18 protein-coding genes are annotated in these 18,578 nt (G+C 69.5%); 9 read left to right on the top strand and 9 right to left on the bottom strand.

Annotation, left to right across the window (positions count from 1 at the left end):
- Window positions 1-612: 612 nt before the first annotated feature.
- Window positions 613-1,482 (bottom strand): SGNH/GDSL hydrolase family protein, encoded by an 870-nt coding sequence (locus tag ABIA38_RS42795; protein ID WP_424644429.1) that lies wholly within the window; start codon window positions 1,480-1,482, stop codon window positions 613-615.
- Between the two features lie 237 nt (window positions 1,483-1,719).
- Between ABIA38_RS42795 and ABIA38_RS42790 the strand changes: the two genes are divergently transcribed.
- Window positions 1,720-2,961, top strand: coding sequence for a helix-turn-helix domain-containing protein (locus tag ABIA38_RS42790; RefSeq protein WP_424644428.1), 1,242 nt, complete (start codon window positions 1,720-1,722; stop codon window positions 2,959-2,961).
- 27 nt (window positions 2,962-2,988) lie between these two features.
- Here the strand turns inward: ABIA38_RS42790 and ABIA38_RS42785 are convergent, their stop codons facing one another.
- Together ABIA38_RS42785 and ABIA38_RS42780 are read right to left on the bottom strand one after the other, a co-directional pair.
- Window positions 2,989-3,696, bottom strand: a complete 708-nt coding sequence (locus ABIA38_RS42785) for an SDR family oxidoreductase (protein ID WP_424644427.1) — start codon at window positions 3,694-3,696, stop codon at window positions 2,989-2,991.
- A 148-nt stretch (window positions 3,697-3,844) separates the two neighbouring features.
- Window positions 3,845-4,999 (bottom strand): acetyl-CoA C-acetyltransferase, encoded by a 1,155-nt coding sequence (locus tag ABIA38_RS42780; protein ID WP_424644426.1) that lies wholly within the window; start codon window positions 4,997-4,999, stop codon window positions 3,845-3,847.
- Between the two features lie 294 nt (window positions 5,000-5,293).
- Between ABIA38_RS42780 and ABIA38_RS42775 the strand changes: the two genes are divergently transcribed.
- Window positions 5,294-5,833 carry a winged helix-turn-helix transcriptional regulator gene (locus tag ABIA38_RS42775; protein WP_424644425.1) on the top strand — a complete coding sequence of 180 codons (540 nt, stop codon included), beginning with the start codon at window positions 5,294-5,296 and terminating at the stop codon, window positions 5,831-5,833.
- Between the two features lie 40 nt (window positions 5,834-5,873).
- Here ABIA38_RS42775 and erm read toward each other — a convergent pair whose 3' ends face one another.
- The 4 genes from erm to ABIA38_RS42755 all read right to left on the bottom strand — a co-directional run bounded on the left by erm (window position 5,874) and on the right by ABIA38_RS42755 (window position 8,371).
- Window positions 5,874-6,752: a 23S ribosomal RNA methyltransferase Erm gene (erm, locus tag ABIA38_RS42770; protein ID WP_424644424.1), complete on the bottom strand. Its 879-nt coding sequence runs from the start codon at window positions 6,750-6,752 to the stop codon at window positions 5,874-5,876.
- Between the two features lie 164 nt (window positions 6,753-6,916).
- Complete coding sequence (locus tag ABIA38_RS42765) at window positions 6,917-7,228, bottom strand: hypothetical protein (RefSeq protein WP_424644423.1); 312 nt, start codon at window positions 7,226-7,228, stop codon at window positions 6,917-6,919.
- A 58-nt stretch (window positions 7,229-7,286) separates the two neighbouring features.
- The gene (locus ABIA38_RS42760; protein ID WP_424644435.1) at window positions 7,287-7,532 is read right to left on the bottom strand and encodes a DUF397 domain-containing protein; all 246 of its coding nucleotides are present in this window, start codon (window positions 7,530-7,532) and stop codon (window positions 7,287-7,289) included.
- 2 nt (window positions 7,533-7,534) lie between these two features.
- Window positions 7,535-8,371, bottom strand: a complete 837-nt coding sequence (locus ABIA38_RS42755) for a helix-turn-helix domain-containing protein (protein WP_424644422.1) — start codon at window positions 8,369-8,371, stop codon at window positions 7,535-7,537.
- A gap of 310 nt (window positions 8,372-8,681) precedes the next feature.
- Here ABIA38_RS42755 and ABIA38_RS42750 point away from each other — a divergent pair, with 310 nt between their 5' ends.
- The 3 genes from ABIA38_RS42750 (at window position 8,682) to ABIA38_RS42740 (ending at window position 10,990) form a co-directional block, all read left to right on the top strand.
- On the top strand, window positions 8,682-9,134 hold the full coding sequence (locus ABIA38_RS42750) for an ATP-binding protein (protein ID WP_424644421.1): 453 nt from the start codon (window positions 8,682-8,684) through the stop codon (window positions 9,132-9,134).
- 355 nt (window positions 9,135-9,489) lie between these two features.
- Window positions 9,490-9,801, top strand: coding sequence for a hypothetical protein (locus tag ABIA38_RS42745; RefSeq protein WP_424644420.1), 312 nt, complete (start codon window positions 9,490-9,492; stop codon window positions 9,799-9,801).
- A gap of 16 nt (window positions 9,802-9,817) precedes the next feature.
- The gene (locus ABIA38_RS42740; protein WP_424644419.1) at window positions 9,818-10,990 is read left to right on the top strand and encodes a hypothetical protein; all 1,173 of its coding nucleotides are present in this window, start codon (window positions 9,818-9,820) and stop codon (window positions 10,988-10,990) included.
- Window positions 10,991-11,511: 521 nt separating this feature from the next.
- On the opposite strand, the gene ABIA38_RS42735 is transcribed toward ABIA38_RS42740, so the two are convergent.
- Window positions 11,512-12,105: an ATP-binding protein gene (locus ABIA38_RS42735; RefSeq protein WP_424644418.1), complete on the bottom strand. Its 594-nt coding sequence runs from the start codon at window positions 12,103-12,105 to the stop codon at window positions 11,512-11,514.
- Between the two features lie 227 nt (window positions 12,106-12,332).
- On the opposite strand from ABIA38_RS42735, the gene ABIA38_RS42730 reads away from it, so the two are divergent.
- The 3 genes from ABIA38_RS42730 to ABIA38_RS42720 all read left to right on the top strand — a co-directional run bounded on the left by ABIA38_RS42730 (window position 12,333) and on the right by ABIA38_RS42720 (window position 14,754).
- Complete coding sequence (locus ABIA38_RS42730) at window positions 12,333-13,175, top strand: helix-turn-helix domain-containing protein (protein ID WP_424644417.1); 843 nt, start codon at window positions 12,333-12,335, stop codon at window positions 13,173-13,175.
- On the top strand, window positions 13,172-13,363 hold the full coding sequence (locus ABIA38_RS42725; protein WP_424644416.1) for a DUF397 domain-containing protein: 192 nt from the start codon (window positions 13,172-13,174) through the stop codon (window positions 13,361-13,363). The genes ABIA38_RS42730 and ABIA38_RS42725 overlap by 4 nt, the downstream gene beginning before the upstream one ends.
- Window positions 13,364-14,277: 914 nt before the next feature.
- Window positions 14,278-14,754, top strand: a complete 477-nt coding sequence (locus ABIA38_RS42720) for a phosphotransferase family protein (RefSeq protein ID WP_424644415.1) — start codon at window positions 14,278-14,280, stop codon at window positions 14,752-14,754.
- Window positions 14,755-17,134: 2,380 nt separating this feature from the next.
- Here ABIA38_RS42720 and ABIA38_RS42715 read toward each other — a convergent pair.
- Entirely contained in the window at window positions 17,135-17,491 is a 357-nt protein-coding gene (locus ABIA38_RS42715) for a hypothetical protein (protein WP_424644414.1), read from the bottom strand.
- A gap of 723 nt (window positions 17,492-18,214) precedes the next feature.
- On the opposite strand from ABIA38_RS42715, the gene ABIA38_RS42710 reads away from it, so the two are divergent.
- Window positions 18,215-18,574 carry an NADH-quinone oxidoreductase subunit A gene (locus ABIA38_RS42710; RefSeq protein WP_424644413.1) on the top strand — a complete coding sequence of 120 codons (360 nt, stop codon included), beginning with the start codon at window positions 18,215-18,217 and terminating at the stop codon, window positions 18,572-18,574.
- The last annotated feature ends 4 nt before the right edge of the window (window positions 18,575-18,578 follow it).

The raw sequence follows: 18,578 nt of genomic DNA, 5'->3' as shown, positions 1-18,578 counted from the left end.
GTGGCCACCGTCACGAGTCGGCCCGCCGAACGGACCCAGGGCAACCACGGCACCAGCCCAACCCCACGACGCCAAGCGGCCAACCGCCCCCGACCGCGAGTCAGAGAAAGCCAACCAGGGCAGCAACGGCCACGTAGTGGACGGGCAACAACGGATGCGGAGCACCAAGCAAAGACCCCGGCCCCGGAGGGGACGTGCAACGACGAGGCGGCGGCCACCTGCCACGACCCGGCCCCGCCGACCAGACCCAGGGCCAACCCCACACCAGCCCAGCCCCACGACGCCAAGCGGCCAACCGCCCCCGACCACGAACCAGCCAAGCCGACCAGGGCAGCAACCACCACGCAGCGGACAGGGAGCACACCTGCGGAGCACCCCCGACGCCCGGTCGAGCCCCGACCGGCCCCTGACCCCCGACCCCCGCCCCTCGGTCCCCCGACCCCCAGCCCTCGCCCCGGACACGCAACGTGGCTGTGCCACGGCCCGGTTGTGAATCGTGTTCGGTTGCTCGTCCGGGTTGTTGCTTGGCGCTTCGCAGCAAGGTTGCTCGTGCGCTCTGCGCTCTGCGGCCGGGGGCCGGGGGACCGGGATCAGTGCATCGTATTTCGCCGGTCAGGGGTGGAGGTTGCGCGCGATTATGTCGGCGTAGTTGGCCTCACCCCGGCGGTTGGGGTGCAGAGGGGCGGCCAGGTCGGTGGGGATGTAGCCCTCCAGCCACTTGGCGGAAGGGGCCTGGCAGGCGTCGTGGCCGGTGCTGGGGCCGGCCACGTCGACGTACGTGGCGTTGTGTGCGGCGGCCTGGGAGGCGATGGTCGTGTTCAGGCGGTTTACGCTGCCCTGGAGATAATCCGCGTCCACGCCGAGGACCGGCTGGTAGGGCCAGCAGCCGCCGGGCTTGATGTAGAGGCCGTAGCCGGTGACCACGACTCGCGCATGCGGCGCCCGGGTGTGGATGCCGGTCAGGACCGTGGCCAGCTTGGGCGCGAAGGCGTCGATGCGCTGGGCGACTTGGTCGACTCCGCCCGATGTCCACTTGTCCTTGCACGGCGTCGCGAACGGGTTGAGCGTCGCGCAGCCCTTGGCCACGCCGACCAAACCGACGTCGTTGCCGCCGATGGTGAGGGTGACCAGGGTGGTGTCCGCGCTCAGGGCGTCGAACTGCGGCGGGGCCTCGCCGAGGTCGACGCCGGCCAGGGACAGGTGTTGCGGTGAGGTCATGTGGCCGGTGGCCGCGCCGCTACAGGTCACGTCCCGCAGTTCGGCCACGTGCAGCTGCGCGGCCAGGACGTGTGCGTAGTTGTTGGTGGACCGGCCGCACGCGAGCGGGCCGGTGATGTCGGGGATGAGCGGGCCCGAGGCCATCGAGTCGCCGAGCGCGACGTAGACCTGGCGCTCCGCCGCGCCGGCCGGCGCGGTCGAGGCGACCAGGCCGGTCAGGGCCAGCGCGCCCGCCGCGAGGGCGGCGGTCGTACCGCGCGCCAACCCGCGCGACCGCCTTCCCGCAGGCCGGCCCACCGGCTCGCTCGATGGTGTGCCCGGTGTCCTGTTCGGGGTCTTGTCCAGTGTCTCGTCCAGTGTCCCGTTCGGTGACCGACTCCCCATCCATGCCCATAAGTTCACGACTGCTCCCGCCACTCGTGGAATGTCCCACGCGTCATGATGCAGACTCGGACACAGCGACTTAACTGGTGAGTAACACAGACTTTCCGGGAGGTCCCTGTGACCCGTACCAACATCCCGCTGCGCATCGGCGGGCGACCGGTGGCGGCCCGATTACGGGCCGGCGCACCGAAGTTGACCAGGGAGGTGCTGGCTCGGCTGCGCGCCGAACTGCCCGCGTACGCGGCGCTGCCGGCCGAGGAACTGGCCGGGGACATCGCCGAGATCACCCAGCACACGCTGCGCGTGTTCGCCGACGTGGTCGAGGGGCGGCTTGCGGTCGGTGACGTGGATCTGGCGCCGCAACGAGCCTCGGCGGCGCAGCGGGCGGAGGAAGGTGTGCCGCTGGACGCGATCCTGACCGCGTATCAGATCGGCGTGGAGATGTGCTGGCGGGAGACGGTGGATCGAGCCCGGCCGGAGGAGCTGACCGATGTACTGGCGCTGTTCGCCGAACTGCTGCAACTGCAGCGGGCCTTGGTCGGCGCGGTCGCCGCCGCGTATCTGGACGCCCGCCGTTTCCTGGACGAACCGGGGCGGGGTGGCCGGGCGGCACTGCTCGGGGCGTTGCTCGCGGGCGAGCCGGCGGCGGCGATCACCGGGCGGACGGGGCTGCGCCCGGCGGCCCGATACCTGGTGCTGACGCTGGCGTTGGCCGCACATCCGGACGAGGCCCGCCCCGGACCGTGCGCCGCGATCGCCGCCCGGCGCAAGCTGCGGCGGCTCCGGCAGGCCCTCGACCCGCACACCGTCGAGCCGATGTTGACCTCCCTCGACCCCGACGGCGGCCTCGCCCTGCTCCCGATCGGGGCCGCCGCGCCCGGCTGGCCGGACGTCCGGGCCCTGATCGCGCACGCCGCGCACGAGGCCGATACGCCGATCACCGCTGCCGCCGCGCTTGCCGAGCCGGCCGGCGTCCCGGACGTGGTCGAGCGCAACGCCGAGGTACTGCGCCTGGTCCGGGGCGGCGGACGCGGCCCGGGCCTGTACCTCTTCACCGATGTGCTCCTGGACTACCAACTCAGCCGCCCCAGCGCCGCGTTGCCCGGCCTGGCCGAGCTGCTCACCCCGCTGGACCACAAACCCGAGCTGCTGCTGACCCTGGAGACGTACCTGACCCACGGCCGCGACCGCCGCGCCACCGCGGCGACACTGCACCTGCACCCGAACACCGTCGACTACCGAATCCGCCGAGTAACCACCCTCACCGGCCTGTCCCCGAACCGGGTCACCGACCTGCACCAACTCAACGCGGCCCTGGTGGCGAGGCGTTCGCTGGGGGTCGGGGACGCGGGGGCGTGATCGGGCCGGTGTTCCGCCGCCGCCGAATCACCGCCGCAGCGCCGGATACAGCACCTCCACCCCCGCCGACAGGGCGGCCTTCGCGTCGCGGCTGTGGTGGTCGGCGAGTACCTCGTACTGCTCGGCCTCGACCGCGTCGAAGGTTTGGGCGGCGACGTCCTCCGGGGCGATCTTGGGGAGTTGTACGGCGGCGGCCATGTCGGTGTCGATGAAGCCTGCGTGTACCGCCACCACCAGGGTGCCCTGGGCGGCCAGTTCGAGGCGCAGTGCGTTGGTGAGGGACCAGGCGGCGGCCTTGGAGGCGCTGTACGAGCCGACCTGAGGGAGCGTCATGAAGGAGAGTACGGACAACATGTTGACCAGCGCACCGCCGCCGTTGCGGGCCAGTACGGGGGCGAACGCGCGGCTGAGCGAGAGTGTGCCGAAGTAGTTGGTCTCGATCTCGGCCCGGGCCGGGTCCAGCGAATCGGCGTTCAGGAGCGACGCGCTGCGCGATACGCCCGCGTTGTTGACCAGGAGGTTCACGTCGCCGAGTCGGCCGGCGACATCGGCCACCTCGGCGGGGTCGGTGATGTCCAGCTTGATCGGGATGACCCCCGGGTCGGTGATGCTGCCCGGGTCGCGGGCGCCCGCGTAGACGGTGTGCGCGCCACGTTCGACCAGGGCGCGGGCGAAGGCACGGCCGAGGCCGCGATTGGCGCCGGTGACGAGGGCTACCGAACCTGCGATCTTCATGGGGTCCGCTTCCGGGGAGGGGTGGTTTTGCGTGGTGTGTGCCTGGTGCCTGGGGCGTGGGGCCTGGGGCCTGGGGCCTGGGGCGTGGGGCGTGGGGCGTGGGGCGTGATGCGTGGGGCGTGATGCGTGATGCGCGGGCGCGCGTCGGTCAGCTCAGCCGTTCGATGATCGTGACGTTGGCCATGCCGCCGCCCTCGCACATGGTCTGGAGCCCGTAGCGGCCGTTGCTGCGCTCCAGTTCGTTGAGGAGCGTGGCCAGCAGCTTGGTGCCGCTGGCGCCCAGTGGGTGGCCGAGGGCGATCGCGCCGCCGTTGACGTTGACCCGCTCGGGGTCCGCGCCGGTGGCCCGCTGCCAGGCCAGGACCACGGACGCGAACGCCTCGTTGATCTCGACCCGGTCGATGTCGTCGATGCTCAGCCCGGTGCGCTCCAGCGCCCGCGCGGTGGCCGGGATCGGACCGGTGAGCATCATCACCGGGTCGTCGCCGAGCACGGTGAGGTGGTGGATCCGGGCGCGCGGGCGCAACCCGTGTACGCGCAGCGCCCGTTCGGAGACCACCAGCGCGGCGGACGCGCCGTCGGACACCTGGCTGGCCAGCGCGGCGGTGATCCGGCCGCCGGGGCGCAGCGTCGGCAGCGAGCGGATCTTGGCCCAGTCCGGTACGCGCGGGCCCTCGTCGCGGGTGACCTCGCCGTACGGCACGATCTCGTTGGCGAAGCGGCCCTCGTGCTCGGCCCGCAGCGCGCGCTCATGCGAGGTGACGGCGAATGTCTCCATCTCCTCGCGGGTCAGCCCCCAGCGCTCGGCGATCAGCTCGGCCGCGCGGAACTGGCTGATCTCCTGGTCGCCGAATCGGGCCTGCCAGCCCTGCGCGCCGTCGTACGGGTTCTCGAAGCCGAACTCGCGGCCCGCGCGCAACGACGCGGACAGCGGGACGGCGCTCATGTTCTGTACGCCGCCCGCCACGACGACATCGGCGGTGCCGCTGAGTACCGCCTGCGCGGCGAAGTGCACGGCCTGCTGGGAGGAGCCGCATTGGCGGTCGATGGTGGTGGCCGGGACGCTCGCCGGGAGGCCGGCGGAGAGCCACGAGGTGCGGCCGATGTTGCCGGCCTGCGGGCCGATCACGTCGAGACAGCCGAAGATCACGTCGTCCACGGCGGCCGGGTCGATCCCGGTGCCGTCGACGAGGCCGCGCAGGATGTGTGCGCCGAGGTCGGCGGGGTGGATCTTGGCGAGTCCTCCGTTGCGCTTGCCGACGGGGGTTCGGATGGCGTCGACGATGTACGCCTCGTTGCTCATGAGCTGGCCGCCTTTCGACAGGTGGGCGTGCGGGTGTGCGTGCAGATGGGCGTGCCCGGCGCGGTGCGCTCGGGCCGTACGGCGACGGGTGGTGGATCGGACCGGCGGGTCAGACCGGTGGATCGGACCGGTGGACTGGACCGGCGGGTCGGGCCGGTGGATCAGGCCGGCGGATCGCGCCGGCGGGTCGGACCGGTCGATCGGACCGGTGGGTCGAAGCCTGTGAGTTGGAAAATCCAACTTGCTTCCTCGTCAACGTAGCGCGGGTGAGTTGGGGATGGCAACCTTGTGGGTGTGGTTGCCATCAGCAGTTCCTCGAACAGTTCCTCGAACGCCTCGTCCGCCGCCGATTCCGCGTCGGCGTCGCCGGGTCGGCCCGCCCGCGCCCCCGTCGGCCGCCCGTGCTCGGTCGCGGCCACGCTGGCCGTGGTGGGGGAGAAGTGGGCCCTGCTCGCGGTTCGCGAGCTGGCCTTCGGCAACAACCGCTTCGACGCGATCGCGCGCAATACGGGCGCGCCGCGCGACATCCTGACCACTCGGCTGCGGGCGATGGAGGTGGCCGGGATTCTGGAGCGCAGGCAGTACCAGGACCGCCCGCCGCGCTTCGAGTACCACCTGACCGAGCAGGGCCGCGACCTGGCCCCGGTAATCCAGACTCTGGCTTCCTGGGGGGATCGCTGGCTGGCCGACGAACCGCCGGTGGAGTTCCGGCACGGGGACCACGAGCTGGACGCGGCGATGATGTGCCGGAGATGCGGCGAGGAGGTCGGGCCGGGTGAGGTGCAGGTGCACGTACACGCGGAGGGTTGGGACGTGGCGGGACCGGTGGGGTGAGCGGGGTGTGGGCACCGGGCACCGGGCACCGGGAACCTGGCTACCCACTCCGTCGCCGCCCGGCGCGTGCGGCCGGGCCGCCGGGTTTCCGTGCCGGCTCGGCCAGTTGCCATAGCGCGGCCCACTGGCCCGCCGTCAACTGCCGAGGCAGCGCGGTCGGCGACAGCCGCTCGTAGCGCAGCCAGTCGCGCGGGGTCGAGCCCGCGAACCGACCGGTCCGATCCAGGATTTCGCGTAGCCCGTGACCCGGTCCGGTGAACACCTGGCGGACGAACTCCTGGTACGGGCCGGGTCGTTCGGCGATCAACGCAGTGTGCCGGCGAGCCATCGTCAACAGCCCGCCGTCCACCGACGGCATCGGCCGGAACGCCCGAGCCGGGACGCGGGCGTGCAACGCGAACTCGTACCACGGCCACCAGGCCGCCGTCAGCATCGTGGCGCCGCCCACGCCCGCCCGTCGGCGTGCCACCTCCCACTGGGTCAGCAGTACCGCGTGCCGCCAGTGGTCGGTTTCCAGCAGTCGGCGAAGTAGCGAGGTGGTGAGGTGGAACGGCAGATTGCCGACGACGGTGTGTGGCTCGCGGGGAAACCGGTACCGCAGTACGTCGGCTGTGACGACGTCGACGTGGCCGGGTACCCGCCGGGCCAGCCGTCGGGCTTGCCGCGGATCGAGTTCGACGGCGGTGAGCGGCCGGCCGGTCCGGCTCAGTGGGAGGGTGATCGCGCCGTCGCCCGGGCCGATCTCCACGATCGGGCCGGAGGTACGCGCAACGAGATCGGTGAAGAGGCCGATCACCGATTGGTCGACCAGGAAGTTCTGGCCGAGTTCATGACGTCCACCGTGAGGACGTACGGGGCGGGGGCATTCGCCGTGGGGACGTTCGCCGTGAGGACGTCCACCGTGGGTGGGATTGCGCACGAGGGGGCTCCGCGAAGGCAGTTCGGAGCCGGGCAGCACGAAGGGCCGCACCGGCGGGAAGGGACCCGAAGTGCGGCGGAACCAGAAGCAAAGGAGACTCGGCCCGCCGCTAGAAGCGGCGCGTCCTCGTGTATGCGGCTGCGGCGGCGAACATGACGACCACCCTAGCCGGGTCGCCCGGGGGACTCATCCGATTTCTCCGCTGGGGCGTTTCCGGCGGCGGTCGTCGTCGGTACGAAGCGGCGCAGTCGGTAGGTGGTGGGGTGGGTCAGGCGTCCGCAGAAGATGTCCATGCTCAGCGCCGACCGGTCGGGCCCGGGGTCCTCGGCGCGCAGTCGGCGGATGTACGCGTTCCACTCCGACTCGTCCCGGGTCGTGAAGACGACCTCCCAGTGCCCCGCGTCGGGGGCGAAGCGGGCGGCGTTGCGGCGGGCCTGTTCCTGGTGGCGCTGCTTGCGCTTTCGTTGCCCCGGCATGGGTCCACGATCGGGGCCGGGCGGCGGTCGAGCAAGGGGATTCGGGTCAGGGGCGGGATCAGGGGCGGGGTCGGCGGAGGGTGGTGAGGAAGGTGGACCAGGCGTCGGGGGTGGGTTGCAGGTGGGCTGCGGCGGGGCGCTTGCTGTCCCGGATCGCCGGTCGGCAGACGTACCAGGCGACTTCTACACAGTCGCCCTCGTGTCCCGAGTAGGAGGATTTCCGCCAGTTGCGCGGGTCGGTGGTGTCCACGGTTACGCTCGCGTCCACGTCCACGCCCATGCTCGCGTCCACGTCCACGTTCACGTTCAAAGGGATCGCATCCTTGCCGAGATGTGGGTTCTGGAGTCGTCGGTGGAGAGGGCGTTCGCGAAGAGGTAGTCGAGGTGTCGTCGATAGCGGCGCAGGTCGCGGTCATCCTCCTTGACCAGCATGCCGCCGTGATATTCGACGAACAGCACGCTGGGCGCGTGTGGGCCGGAGAAGTCGAACATGGTGAGCCCGCCGTTGTACGCACTCGCGGTGGAACTCGTCGGTATTACCCGGATGTCGATGTTGGGCAGTTCGCTGAGTTCGAGGAGATGGGCGAGTTGACGGGTGAGTACTCCTCGGCCGCCGATCTCGCATTGCAGGGCGCCCGCGGCGAGTACGGAGCGGAAGGTGGCCGGGTTCTCCCCGGTGAGGACGCGCTGGCGCTTCATCCGGATCTCCACGAGTGCGTCGGCCCGTTCGGGATCGGGGATCATCGGTCCCGAACCGACCACGGCCGCCGCGTAATCGCGGGTCTGGAGCAGACCGAGGATCATCCCGGCGTTGGCGGCCCGGATCTCCGTGGCCTGGGATTCCAGTGAGATCAATTCCTCGTAGGCCGAATCGAGCACGTCCGAATAGGCGATCCACCAGCGGGGACCCCGGGTCTCGATCAGGAGGGCCTCCAGCCGTTCGATGTCCGTCGAACCCACCCCGTATATCCCGCACAGGCGATGCAGATCCTGCCGGGACACCGCGACCTTCGCGGTCTCGATCCGGCTGATCTTCGACTGGTCCCAGCCGCAGGAATCGGCCACCTCCTCACCGGACAGGCCCGTCGCCGTGCGCAACAGCCGCAACTCCGCGCCCAGTCGGCGTCTTGCGTGGCTCCGCATGTGCTCCCTCCCACGGTGTGGCTCCGTCCGGGATTGTGCTCTCGCGTGGTTTCGCCCGCGACCGGCTTCGGACTCCGTCACCCGAAAGAGTTATTTATGTCGAAGTACTTGGTTGCATTTATGCGTCCCCGTGATGCTCGACGTGGGTCGCTTCTCCACGTTTCCCGATGAGCGCGCAAGGGTCTTTTCGGTCCTATCGGCGACCCACGTCGGATTGGTCGGATGGGTTTGGTTGCTTTGGTTGGTTGTTGATCTTGTCAGTCGGTTTAGTCGGTTTAGTCGGTTTGATTGGTCGGATTGGGGAGAAGACATGCCTGCCACCCAGGTGCACGTCCCGGCTGGTCGGACCGGGCACCACGTATTGGCGCCGGTCGCCGAGATCCGCTGTGTCGGCAGGGCTGAACTGGTCCGCCACGTACGGAATTTCGTCCACGAGTGCGCGATCGGCGCGGGTGCCTCGGCGGACGCGGCCGACACCACGAAGCTGCTGGCGAGCGAACTGGTCTCGAACGCGGTCCGGCACACCCCGCTCGGCACGATGGTCCGGATCGAGGTGCTCCACGACATTACGTGCGGTCACCTGGTCGTCGGCGTCGAGGACGGGGACGCCGCCGGCCTGCCGTCGCCGCCGCGCCACCGCCGACCGGCGTGGGACGCCGAGTCGGGGCGGGGGATCCCGTTGATGACGAGCCTGGCGGAGGAGTGCGGAGTGACACCGGTGCCGGGCGGGAAGCGCGTGTGGTTCGCGTTGGCGATGGGGTGATCCCGCGCACGCCGTCCGAGTTGCCACTTCGTTCGGGAGCTCTGCCTGGCGAGGGCCGGTCACTCGGGGCCGGCAGGGGAGCGGGTCACCCGTGGTGCTTGGCGAACTCCACGAGACCAGCGAACCCCTTGCGACCTGCTCGACTGGCGCACCGACTACAGCACCCACATTCTGCTCGAGTTGAGGCGGGCGTGGAGCGCGCCCCCTGCTCGGCGGCGTGGCCCGTCGGGGCGCGGCTTCCGTTGCGAACGTGGCGCCGGACTTGCGGCGGCGGTCGTCTTGGCCGCGGCAGCGGCCGGTCACTACTTGGCGGGGAAGGCCATCTCGGCGCCGCGCGGATGGATATCGTCGGATCGTGCGGACTCCGAGCCGGAAGATTCTGGGAGCGATGGTGGCCGAGGCCGTCGTGGACTGCTGGGACGACGACGAGCAGCGAAGCGGGCTGCTCGCCATGGTGGAGGAGCATCTTGCGTTGCCGTTCGCCACGGTGGTGCTCGGTGTACCGGTCATGGTCGAGGCGATCGTGACCGGGGACGACGGCGGAATCCTCGCGGTGTGCGTCGCGGGGCCGCACCGGCAAGCGGTGGGACTGCTCGACCTGCCGTTGCCCGATCCGGCGCCGGAGGGCGCGGAGTGGATCGCGGCCTATCGACTGTGGGTTGGGTAGCGCGTAGGGGGTGTTGGTGAGCGAGTACCAGTACTACGAATTCGTGGCGGTGGACCGGCCGCTGGACGACGACGAGTTCGCGGCGGTTCGGGCGATGTCGACCCGGGCCAGGATGAGTCGGACGCGGTTCGTCAACGACTACGAGTGGGGCGACTTCCGCGGCGATCCGCACCGGTTGGTGGAGCGCTACTACGACGCGCACCTCTATTTCGCGAACTGGGGCAGCAGGCGTGTGCTGCTCAAGCTTCCCGGCAGTCTGCTCGACCCGGCCACTGCCGAGCGCTACTGCGTTCCGGAGGCCGTGGAGACGTGGAGTGCCGACGGCAACACCCTGTTGAGCTTCGTCAGCGAGGACGAGGATGCCGAGTGGGAGGAGGACGCGGAGGACGCGCTGTCGTCGATCGTCGGGATCCGGGCCGAATTGGCCGCGGGCGACCTGCGGGGGCTGTATCTGGCCTGGCTCGCGGGGGTCGGTGTGTGGGGAGACGGCGAGGAGTTCGCCGACGACTTCACCGCCGAGTACGAACCTCCGCTGCCGGCCGGGCTTTCCGCCTTGACCGGAGCGCAACGAGCCCTGGCCGAGTTCTTGCGCCTGGACGGCGATCTCCTTGCCGCAGCCGCCTCGGGTAGCCCGCCGCTGCCGGACACCGGACGACGCACGGCCACGGGACCTCGGTTCGCCGCCTGGATCGCGGCCCTGCCCACGGCCGACAAGGACGACTATCTGCTCAGGGTCGCCGAGGGGCGCGATGCGCAGGTACGGGCCGAACTGCTCCGCCGGTTCCGCGGCCCGGCCGAACCCGAGGCGCCCGTCCGAACGGTCGCCGCGCTCCTGGCCGATGCCACCGAGCGTCGCCGTTCCCGAACGGAGGCGACCGACCGTCGACGCGCGACGGAGGAGGCCGATCGCGCCGAACAGGCCGCCAAAGCCCGCGAACACCGGCTCGACACCCTCGCCGCGGACCTGCCCGGAGCCTGGCTGCGGGTGGACACCCTGATCGCCGCGAAACGGGCCCGAGAGTACGAGGAAGCCGTCGAACTGCTCACCTGCCTCGGCGAACTGGCAGTACGCACCGGCACGTTGGACACCTTCACCCGGAACCTGGACCACTTGCGCAACCAACATGGCCGCAATTCGGCCCTGTTGAGCCGCCTCGACAAGGCGGGGCTGCCGGTCGCTCGCGGCTGATACGGCTGTTCGTACAGGTGGTGCAGGTGGTGCGACGGCCCGGTCATCGCCGTGTCTGCGGCCGAAGCGTCGGTCGCGGCGAGGCGGGGGCGATGTCGGGCCCGGGGCTGCGGTTGGATGGCGGCGATCAGGCCCCCGTTGCCTGGGTTTCTCTGTCCTCGGGCTTCTCTGTCCTTGGGATTCGGCCGAGCGTGCCCGGTTCGACCTCGGCGGCACGATCTTTGATTCGGGAAGTACGAAACCCGTACTCGCCAGCCTGCGCCCGCCCGCGCAGCGGGAAAAATCGCAGGTCGTGTGTGACCCCGAGCCTGGTCGGCTCCATCGCGATCCGGTTCGGAACCGGCGGGGGAGGTTGGTACCAGTAGCTCCGCCTCTCCTTACGTGGCCCCGCAACGGGGAGCGCGGAAGTGTCGGTTGGTCCGGTTCGGTTCAGCGCGGTCGATGCTTCCGGGCACCGTTGACTGGTCTTGGGGTGCTGAGTACCAGGAGGTCTCACGACGACGTGGAGATCGCGGTGTGGCCTATGGCGCCGTCCTTCGAAGGGTTGGCGGGTGGTAAGTATCGGATGCTTCGGGGCGACTGCCTTCCACTTCGCTGTTCGGGAGGTGGTGGCGCTGGTCGCGGGTGTGGCGGTTGCCCGGCGTGATGCTGAGCTGCGCGGTCTCGACCCGGCTGAGGTTCACGGTGAACCAGACGTGCTTGCCGGTGTCGTGGCGGACGTATCCGCAGTCGTCAGACAGGCTTTCGACGATGGTCAGGCCCCGGCCGTTCTCGTCGTCGATGGCTTGAGTGATGCGGTGGATGGGCGGAGTCGGGCTGCTATCGCTGATCACGACGAGCGCTCGACGTGTGGTCGGGAGGTGCCACACCTCGACGGACGTCGGCCCGCCTTCGGTGTGCACAACGGCGTTTGTGTGTAGTTCGGTTGCGCAGTGGAGGGCGGCTTCTACAGCCGCCACGACGGCGCCCAGGAGGCCCAGCGCGCTTACGATCAGCAGGCGCACTGTTCGAGAGTCGGTTTGTTCGTACAGAGAGCCGATCAGTGTGGGAACCGGGTCCCCGATCGGTGCTTGACCGAGGGCCGAGTCGGCGGATTCGGATCTTCTTGCGGCCATACGTCGCTCCTGCTGGGAGGCGGTACAGCCACTGCGCGCATAGCGAAGCGGACCGCACGGTGCGTGCGCGGCTGCTGTTAGTGACGATAAGGTGCGCGCACTGGTGCGCGCCATTCGTTCGGCGAAAGAGCACTCGTAAGGGGGTCGGTTGTCCCCAAGGCCCCGCGAGCGGGTGTGACGTGCGGCAGGATGCCGGCACACACTATGACGAGCGAAGGGGGTGTTCGATGGTCGTTCAGGCCAGCCATGCCCGGCGACGGCTCGGTGCGGAGCTGAGGCAACTGCGCGAGAAGGCCGGGCTGACGGTTGATCAGGTCGTCCAGGCGAACGAATGGAGTCGCACCAAGCTGATCCGTATCGAGGCCGCGAAGGTTTCACTGACCCGGCATGACCTCCTGAAGCTGTGCAATCTCTACGACGCGACGGAAGCCGAGACTCGGCACGTCGAGAACTGGCTGGAGGAGACGAACAGCTTTCGCTGGTGGCAGGACTATGGCCACGTCATGGGCGCGATGCTTGAGGAGTTCGTGGCTTTGGAGTCTCAGGCTTCCAGCATCCTCACGGCACACTCGGGTCTGCTGCCCGGACTGATTCAGTCGCGGGGATATATGGATGCGCTCTTCCGCTCCGTGCCCCACGTTCCGGATCCGGACATGGCCGACACGCTCGTGGAACTCCGCCTTCGCCGTCAGAAGATCCTCGATGAGGATGACGTCGAACTGACGAGTGTCTTCAGTGCGGCCCTGCTCTACGCGGAGGTTGGTGGGCGGGACGTGCTCCGCGAGCAGATCCGGCACTTGCTCGACCTCGCGGAACGACCGAACGTGGACATCCGTGTGATTCCCTTCAGTGCCCAACGGGCCGTGCTGACCGGCGGGATAGTCTTGTTCGATTTTCCGGATCAGGCAGACCCGAGCGTCGTGTACCTGGAGTACGAAGCGGGCATGCAGGCCAAGGATTCCCAGTTGGATGTTCGGCGGTTCCGCCGCCTGCTGAACCACCTGCGGGATGCGACTCTGTCGCCGGAAGAGACGAAGAAGATGCTCGCTACGAGGTTGGAAGACTTGTGAATCAGCAGACACCATCAGCGGCTTGGCGTAAGTCCTCGTATTCCGGGGGCTCACAGAACACCGATTGTGTAGAGGTTGCGCCACTTGCCGTGGAGGCCACCGGGGTTCGTGACACCAAGAACCGCGAGCGAGGGCACATCGCCATTCCGGGTGACTCTTGGGTGATGTTCTTGGGGGCCATCAAGTAGCGGCTGCTGCCTATGAGTTGAAGCGAGCGTCCTCCCCACAGGCTGCGGGAGGCGCTCGCTTTTTCATGCGCGCACTGGTGCGCGCCACTTTCGAGTGATGGTGCGCGCTCTCTCTTGCGCTCATGGTGCTTGCGGGTGCACGCTCTCCGTATGCGTACGGCTCGCTACCGAGGGGCCACTTTCCGGTCTTCGCCTGCGCAGTGGTGACCCGCTCGAACGCAGCTTTCAAGAACGGGTGTTCGTGTCAAAAGGACGATTCGAACGGTGCTCGTGGCCGGCAGCCGATTGAACCCAGGACAAGAAGGGCCAGGGCGCGTGCCGATGGTGGCGCCTCTGTGAACCGGCGGCGGCCGGGCGTCTCGATTCCAGGCGTGAGCCCGGCCGCCGCCTCCATCTACCACTGTGAGGCAGTGATGGAGAGTCAAGAATACCGGGGCGGCGATGGGCCATCGGCCGTTTCGGTTGCTCGGGTTCGGCGCGTGAACGGGTACGCGGATCAGCCGGAGGAGACCGACGCGGTTCGGTCACAGCCGGCTGGTCCGGTCGGTGTGGGTTGTCTGCGGCCTGCCGTGGATCACCGGCTTCGGGTGGGAGGTGGGCTGTGTCCGCGCTATGGGTGGCTCGAACTGCCGGACAGTGTCAGGGAGTTCGTTGCCTCGGTGGTCGGTCCGGTCGGGTCGGTTGCGCCGGTGATCGGTCCGTACACCAGTTCTTTTGCCGGGACGGTGACGACCGATACCGGGCCGGTGTTTGTGAAGGTGGCGGAGGAGGCTTCGGCGCCGTTGTCGGCTCGGGCGCAGACGTGTGAGGTCGCGGCGAGTGCGGTCACTGGTGTTCTGTCGCCTCGGTTGCTTGGGCATGGGTGTGTCGGCGGGTGGCGGGTGTTGGTGTTCGAGCATGTCGGGGGGCGGCCGGTGGGGTTGCGTCTGGGGTCGCAGGATCTGGCGCAGGTGGTGGGGGTGGTGGATCGGATCGGGCGGATTCGGCCGGGGCGCGGTGCCGGGTTGCCGACGTTGGTGGGGCGGTTGCGGGAGCACGTCGGGCCGGGGCGTACGGGGCCGTTGTACGGGGATCGGTTGCTGCACACCGACTTGACGTCGGCGAACATGATTCGTCGGCCGGATGGGCGGTTGTCCGTGGTGGATTGGGGCCAGGCGGCGATCGGGCCTCGGTGGGCGGAGGTGGGGTTTCTCGGGTCGCATCTGGTGGGCGCCGGGCACGAGCTCGGCGAGGTGCGGCGGTGGATGTGGCGGTTTCCGGAGTGGCGTCGGACGCCGCATTCGGCTCGGCGGGCGCTGGCGGAGGCGATGGTGGGTCATACGGCGGGTGAGGCCGTGTGGTGGCTCGACCTGGCGGATGCGCCGGTCCGGTGTGGCGAGGCGGGGCGATGAGCGGGTGCGCTTCCGATGGGGAGGCAGAAGTCCCTTGTGGTGTTGGGGACTTCGTATGGACCTTCCATTCCGACGGTGACCAGATCGGGTCGGGGCACGTAGTGGCCGTGGACGTGCTGGGATGTCTGGTCACGGTGGAGGACCGCGACGGGCGGCGGCGGGCGTTCCCTTTCGTGCTGGTTGAAGTGCCGGCGTTCGGTCGCGCCCGATAGGGCCGCGCGCACTGCGGCCGGTCTGCGATTTGTCTTGGTCGCGACGGCGGCGATGCCTTGAGCCACTGGGCCACTGGGCCACTCGCATTGGTCGTGACCACCAGGGACCGGTGCGTGGCAAGGGAGTTGATGCGGCCCGTGGCCTCGGTGGTGGGCCTGGGGGTGGGACCCGACCTTGGACAGTGGACCCCACCTTCACCCCTGCGTGCCCCCAACAGGAAGGACGCCCGCGCACGATGACATATCAATTCGGGTGGACGCGCGGTGTTTCCGCACGCACGTCGGCTCTGGATCGGGTTCAGGACGAGCGGTTGGGTCTGCTGGTTCGGGAGTGGGTCGACGGGGAGGGAGCCGCCCCTACCGAACCCTCGCCCCTCTCTCCGCCCCGGCGCACGTGGTCGCGTCTGTCGGCGTGGCTGCGTGCGCTGCTGCGGCGGTGGGGGCGGCGGCCGGGGCGACCGGGGCTGCGCGGAGTGTGGGGCCGAGTGTGGTCGTTCGCGAACCTGGTCAGCGATGCGTATCGGCGAGGGCGGGGGATGCGCCGGCCCACGACGAGCCGACCCGGCTGATCGATGCTCGGGTGGCCTGGGCGGATTCCGGCTCGGGCTCGGACTCGGGCCCAGCTATCGGTAGTTCGCTCCGGAGGTGGTGGGGACAGCCGAGGTGAAGGGCTGCTTGGCCGATCCGGTAGGTGCGCAGGCTTGTGGGCGCGAGGTGGCGGGCTTCGACGTGTCGGTGTGGTCGGCGGGGCGCGGGCGATTGGGTGCGCGTTTGCTCCGCAGCCGGTTTTGCGTCTGCTGCGTGGCCGTTGCCGACCGGGACGGCTTTGCTGGCTCGTGGTCGGGGGCGGTTGGCCGCTTGGGGTCGTGGTGGTGGGCTGGTGGGTGGTGGCCCCGGGTCCGTTCGGCGGGGCCGGGTCGTGGTGGTGGCCCGCGTGTCGTCGTTGCTCGTCCCCTCCGGGGCCGGGGTCTCTGCTTGGTGCTCCGCATCCGTGCTGCCCGTCCACTACGTGGCCGCTGCCGACCAAGGCGGCTTCCCTGGCTCGTGGTCGGGGGCGGTTGGCCGCTTGGCGTCGTGGTGTGGGGCTGGTGGGTGGTGGCCCCGGGTTGGTTCGGCGGGGCGGGGTCGTGGTGGTGGCCCGCGTCTCGTCGTTGCTCGTCCCCTCCGGGGCCGGGGTTTTGGTCCGGTGCTTCGCATCCGTGTTGCCCGTCCACTACGTGGCCGTCACTGCCCGAGGCGGCTTCCCCGAGTCGCGGTCGGGGGCCGTTGTCCGGTGGGCGTCGTGTGGTTCGGTCGCTGCGCAGGCGTTTCGGGCCTGGTGGGGTTGGGCGGCGCGTGTTGCGGTCTGCGTGCGGACTGCCGGCCTTGTTCTTCGGCGGTGTGTCCGTCCTGTGCTCGGTTTTCCTTCGGGGCGCGGCCTTTTCTGCCTTGTCGTGCCTCGGATTCGGCCCGGGATGCACGAAACCCGCACTCGCCGGCCTGTGCGGGCCCGGGTGCCGGGTGAAACCGCAGGTCACGCATCGCCCCAAGCCTTGGGAGTCTCGTCGGGATCCGGTTTCGGGCCCGAGGAGAGAGCGGGAGCCGTGAGGGGCTGCGAAACGCGGCATGGCCGCCAGCCACCGGGGCCGCCAAGCGGACAACGGCCCCCGACCGCGAGTCGGGGCAGTCGTCCCGGGCAGTGACGGCCACGTAGTGGACGGGCAGCACGGATGCGGAGCACCAAGCACAGACCCCGGCCCCGGAGGGGACGTGCAGCGACGAGACGCGGGCAGTCGCCACGACCCGGCTCCGCCGAACGGACCCGGGGCCACCACCCACCAGCCCACCACCACGACGCCAAGCGGCCAACCGCCCCCGACCACGAGCCAGCAAGGCCGTCCCGGTCGGCAGCGGCCACGTAGTGGACGGGCAGCACGGATGCGGAGCACCAAGCAGAGACCCCGGCCCCGGAGGGGACGAGCAACGACGAGACGGCGGCCACCACCACGACCCGGCCCCGCCGAACGGACCCAGGGCCACCCCCCACCCAGCCCAACACCACGATGCCCACCCGACAACCGCCCCCGACCACGAATCAGGCAAGCCGATCCGGGTGGTGATGGCCGCCGTGCCACCATGTCCGTTGCGCGGCTGGTTGGTTGTGCGTGTCGGGATGGTCCGCTTCTTCGCTACGTACCCGGCATCGATACGGACGCGGCGTCCAGAGCCGCGACTTGGAGTGCGACGGCGCCGGCCAGCGTCGTGAGGCCCACGTGCCGGCGGATCCGGCGCGGCAGGGTCGTGGTCAGGAGCAGGCCGGCGAGGGCTACCGCGCCGCTGAGCTTGGCCAGGAGGATCAGCCGGTTGCTGCGGCCTTCCACGTCGATCGGGCACGGAGAGTCGCAGTTGCCGGTGATGACTTGCAGGTTCACGAGCGCGAAGAAGTCGACTACCGCCAGGACCGGGATCGCGCAGAGGACCACGATTACGAAGGTGATGATCGGGCCGTGGCCGGGCTTGTGGTCTCCGTACGTGGCTTGAGGCATGGGGTCGACGGTAGGGACGGGCCGGCTGTGCGGGCATGGGCGTCGGTACTCAGTTGGCTGCTGAGTACTGCCGGGACGCTCGTGGTGGCGCGATCGGGCGTGGCTGATGGGGCAGTTGCTCTGCAAGGCGACGGTAACCGGGCGGCCGGCGGGGTGCCCCCCGCGACTCCGGTCGGCGCGTGCCGCCCCCGCCACGACCCAGGCCGCCCCCGAATCGGGCTGCTGCGGACGCGGCGGACCCCCGGCGCGTCAGCGCCCACGACTTCATCGCGGCCCATGATCGACGAGCGCAGCGAGGAGAGCGGCCGGAGGCCGCCGGCGGCGAAGCCGCCCCCGCGCGAAGCGCGGCAACAAGAGGGGCCGCGCGGAGCGCGGCTGCGGTCCATCACGCTCCGTGGGCAACCAGCTGGACCGTTTATCACAACTGATCATGGTCGCCAAATTTGATGAGCCTTCAGATCGGGTGGTATAGGCGCATCCCATGATCAACATGGTCCGTGAGTGGCGGATCGTTTAGCCGGCCGGATTTTTTACCCTGTGTGATTTTTGGCTGCACGCAACCGTTTCTGATCGATCATCAGGTGGTGAAGATCACACCATGATCGTTCTCTACCCGTGTCGCAGATCACATCGCCAGGGGCCTAGGATGGGCGCCGTTCCGGCAGCTTGTGAACCCGGTCACATGCGTGATTTCGGGGGACTGAGAAGGGAGATGGGAGCGCGGTGAACCTGTACGCGCCGATCCTCGTGCTCGGGGGCATTGCCCTGGCCTTCGGACTGGTCTCCCTCGTGATGGGGGCGCTCACCGGGCCCAAGCGTTACAACCGGGCCAAGCTCGAAGCCTACGAATGTGGCATCGAGCCCACCCCGCAGCCGATCGGCGGCGGGCGATTCCCGGTCAAGTACTACCTGACGGCGATGCTCTTCATCGTCTTCGACATCGAGATCGTCTTCCTCTACCCGTGGGCCGTCTACTTCGACTCGCTCGGGATGTTCGGTCTCGTCGAGATGGCCATGTTCGTGGGCGCGGTCTTCGTCGCCTACGCCTACCTCTGGCGCCGCGGCGGCCTCGAGTGGGACTGACCGG

Source organism: Embleya sp. AB8 (assembly GCF_049739465.1).
In the GTDB taxonomy this organism is placed as follows: domain Bacteria; phylum Actinomycetota; class Actinomycetes; order Streptomycetales; family Streptomycetaceae; genus Embleya.
The sequence above is the reverse complement of the archived record's forward strand: the minus strand, read 5'-3'. Positions and strand labels throughout refer to the sequence as shown.

What these genes read in the sequence shown, in the direction of transcription:
- ABIA38_RS42735 (WP_424644418.1), bottom strand. Translation starts at nt 12,105, where the DNA reads ATGGCCGCAAGAAGATCCGAATCCGCCGACTCGGCCCTCGGTCAAGCA.
- ABIA38_RS42780 (WP_424644426.1), bottom strand. Translation starts at nt 4,999, where the DNA reads ATGAGCAACGAGGCGTACATCGTCGACGCCATCCGAACCCCCGTCGGC.
- ABIA38_RS42785 (WP_424644427.1), bottom strand. Translation starts at nt 3,696, where the DNA reads ATGAAGATCGCAGGTTCGGTAGCCCTCGTCACCGGCGCCAATCGCGGC.
- ABIA38_RS42715 (WP_424644414.1), bottom strand. Translation starts at nt 17,491, where the DNA reads ATGCCTCAAGCCACGTACGGAGACCACAAGCCCGGCCACGGCCCGATC.
- ABIA38_RS42750 (WP_424644421.1), top strand. Translation starts at nt 8,682, where the DNA reads ATGCCTGCCACCCAGGTGCACGTCCCGGCTGGTCGGACCGGGCACCAC.
- ABIA38_RS42730 (WP_424644417.1), top strand. Translation starts at nt 12,333, where the DNA reads ATGGTCGTTCAGGCCAGCCATGCCCGGCGACGGCTCGGTGCGGAGCTG.
- ABIA38_RS42755 (WP_424644422.1), bottom strand. Translation starts at nt 8,371, where the DNA reads ATGCGGAGCCACGCAAGACGCCGACTGGGCGCGGAGTTGCGGCTGTTG.
- ABIA38_RS42765 (WP_424644423.1), bottom strand. Translation starts at nt 7,228, where the DNA reads ATGCCGGGGCAACGAAAGCGCAAGCAGCGCCACCAGGAACAGGCCCGC.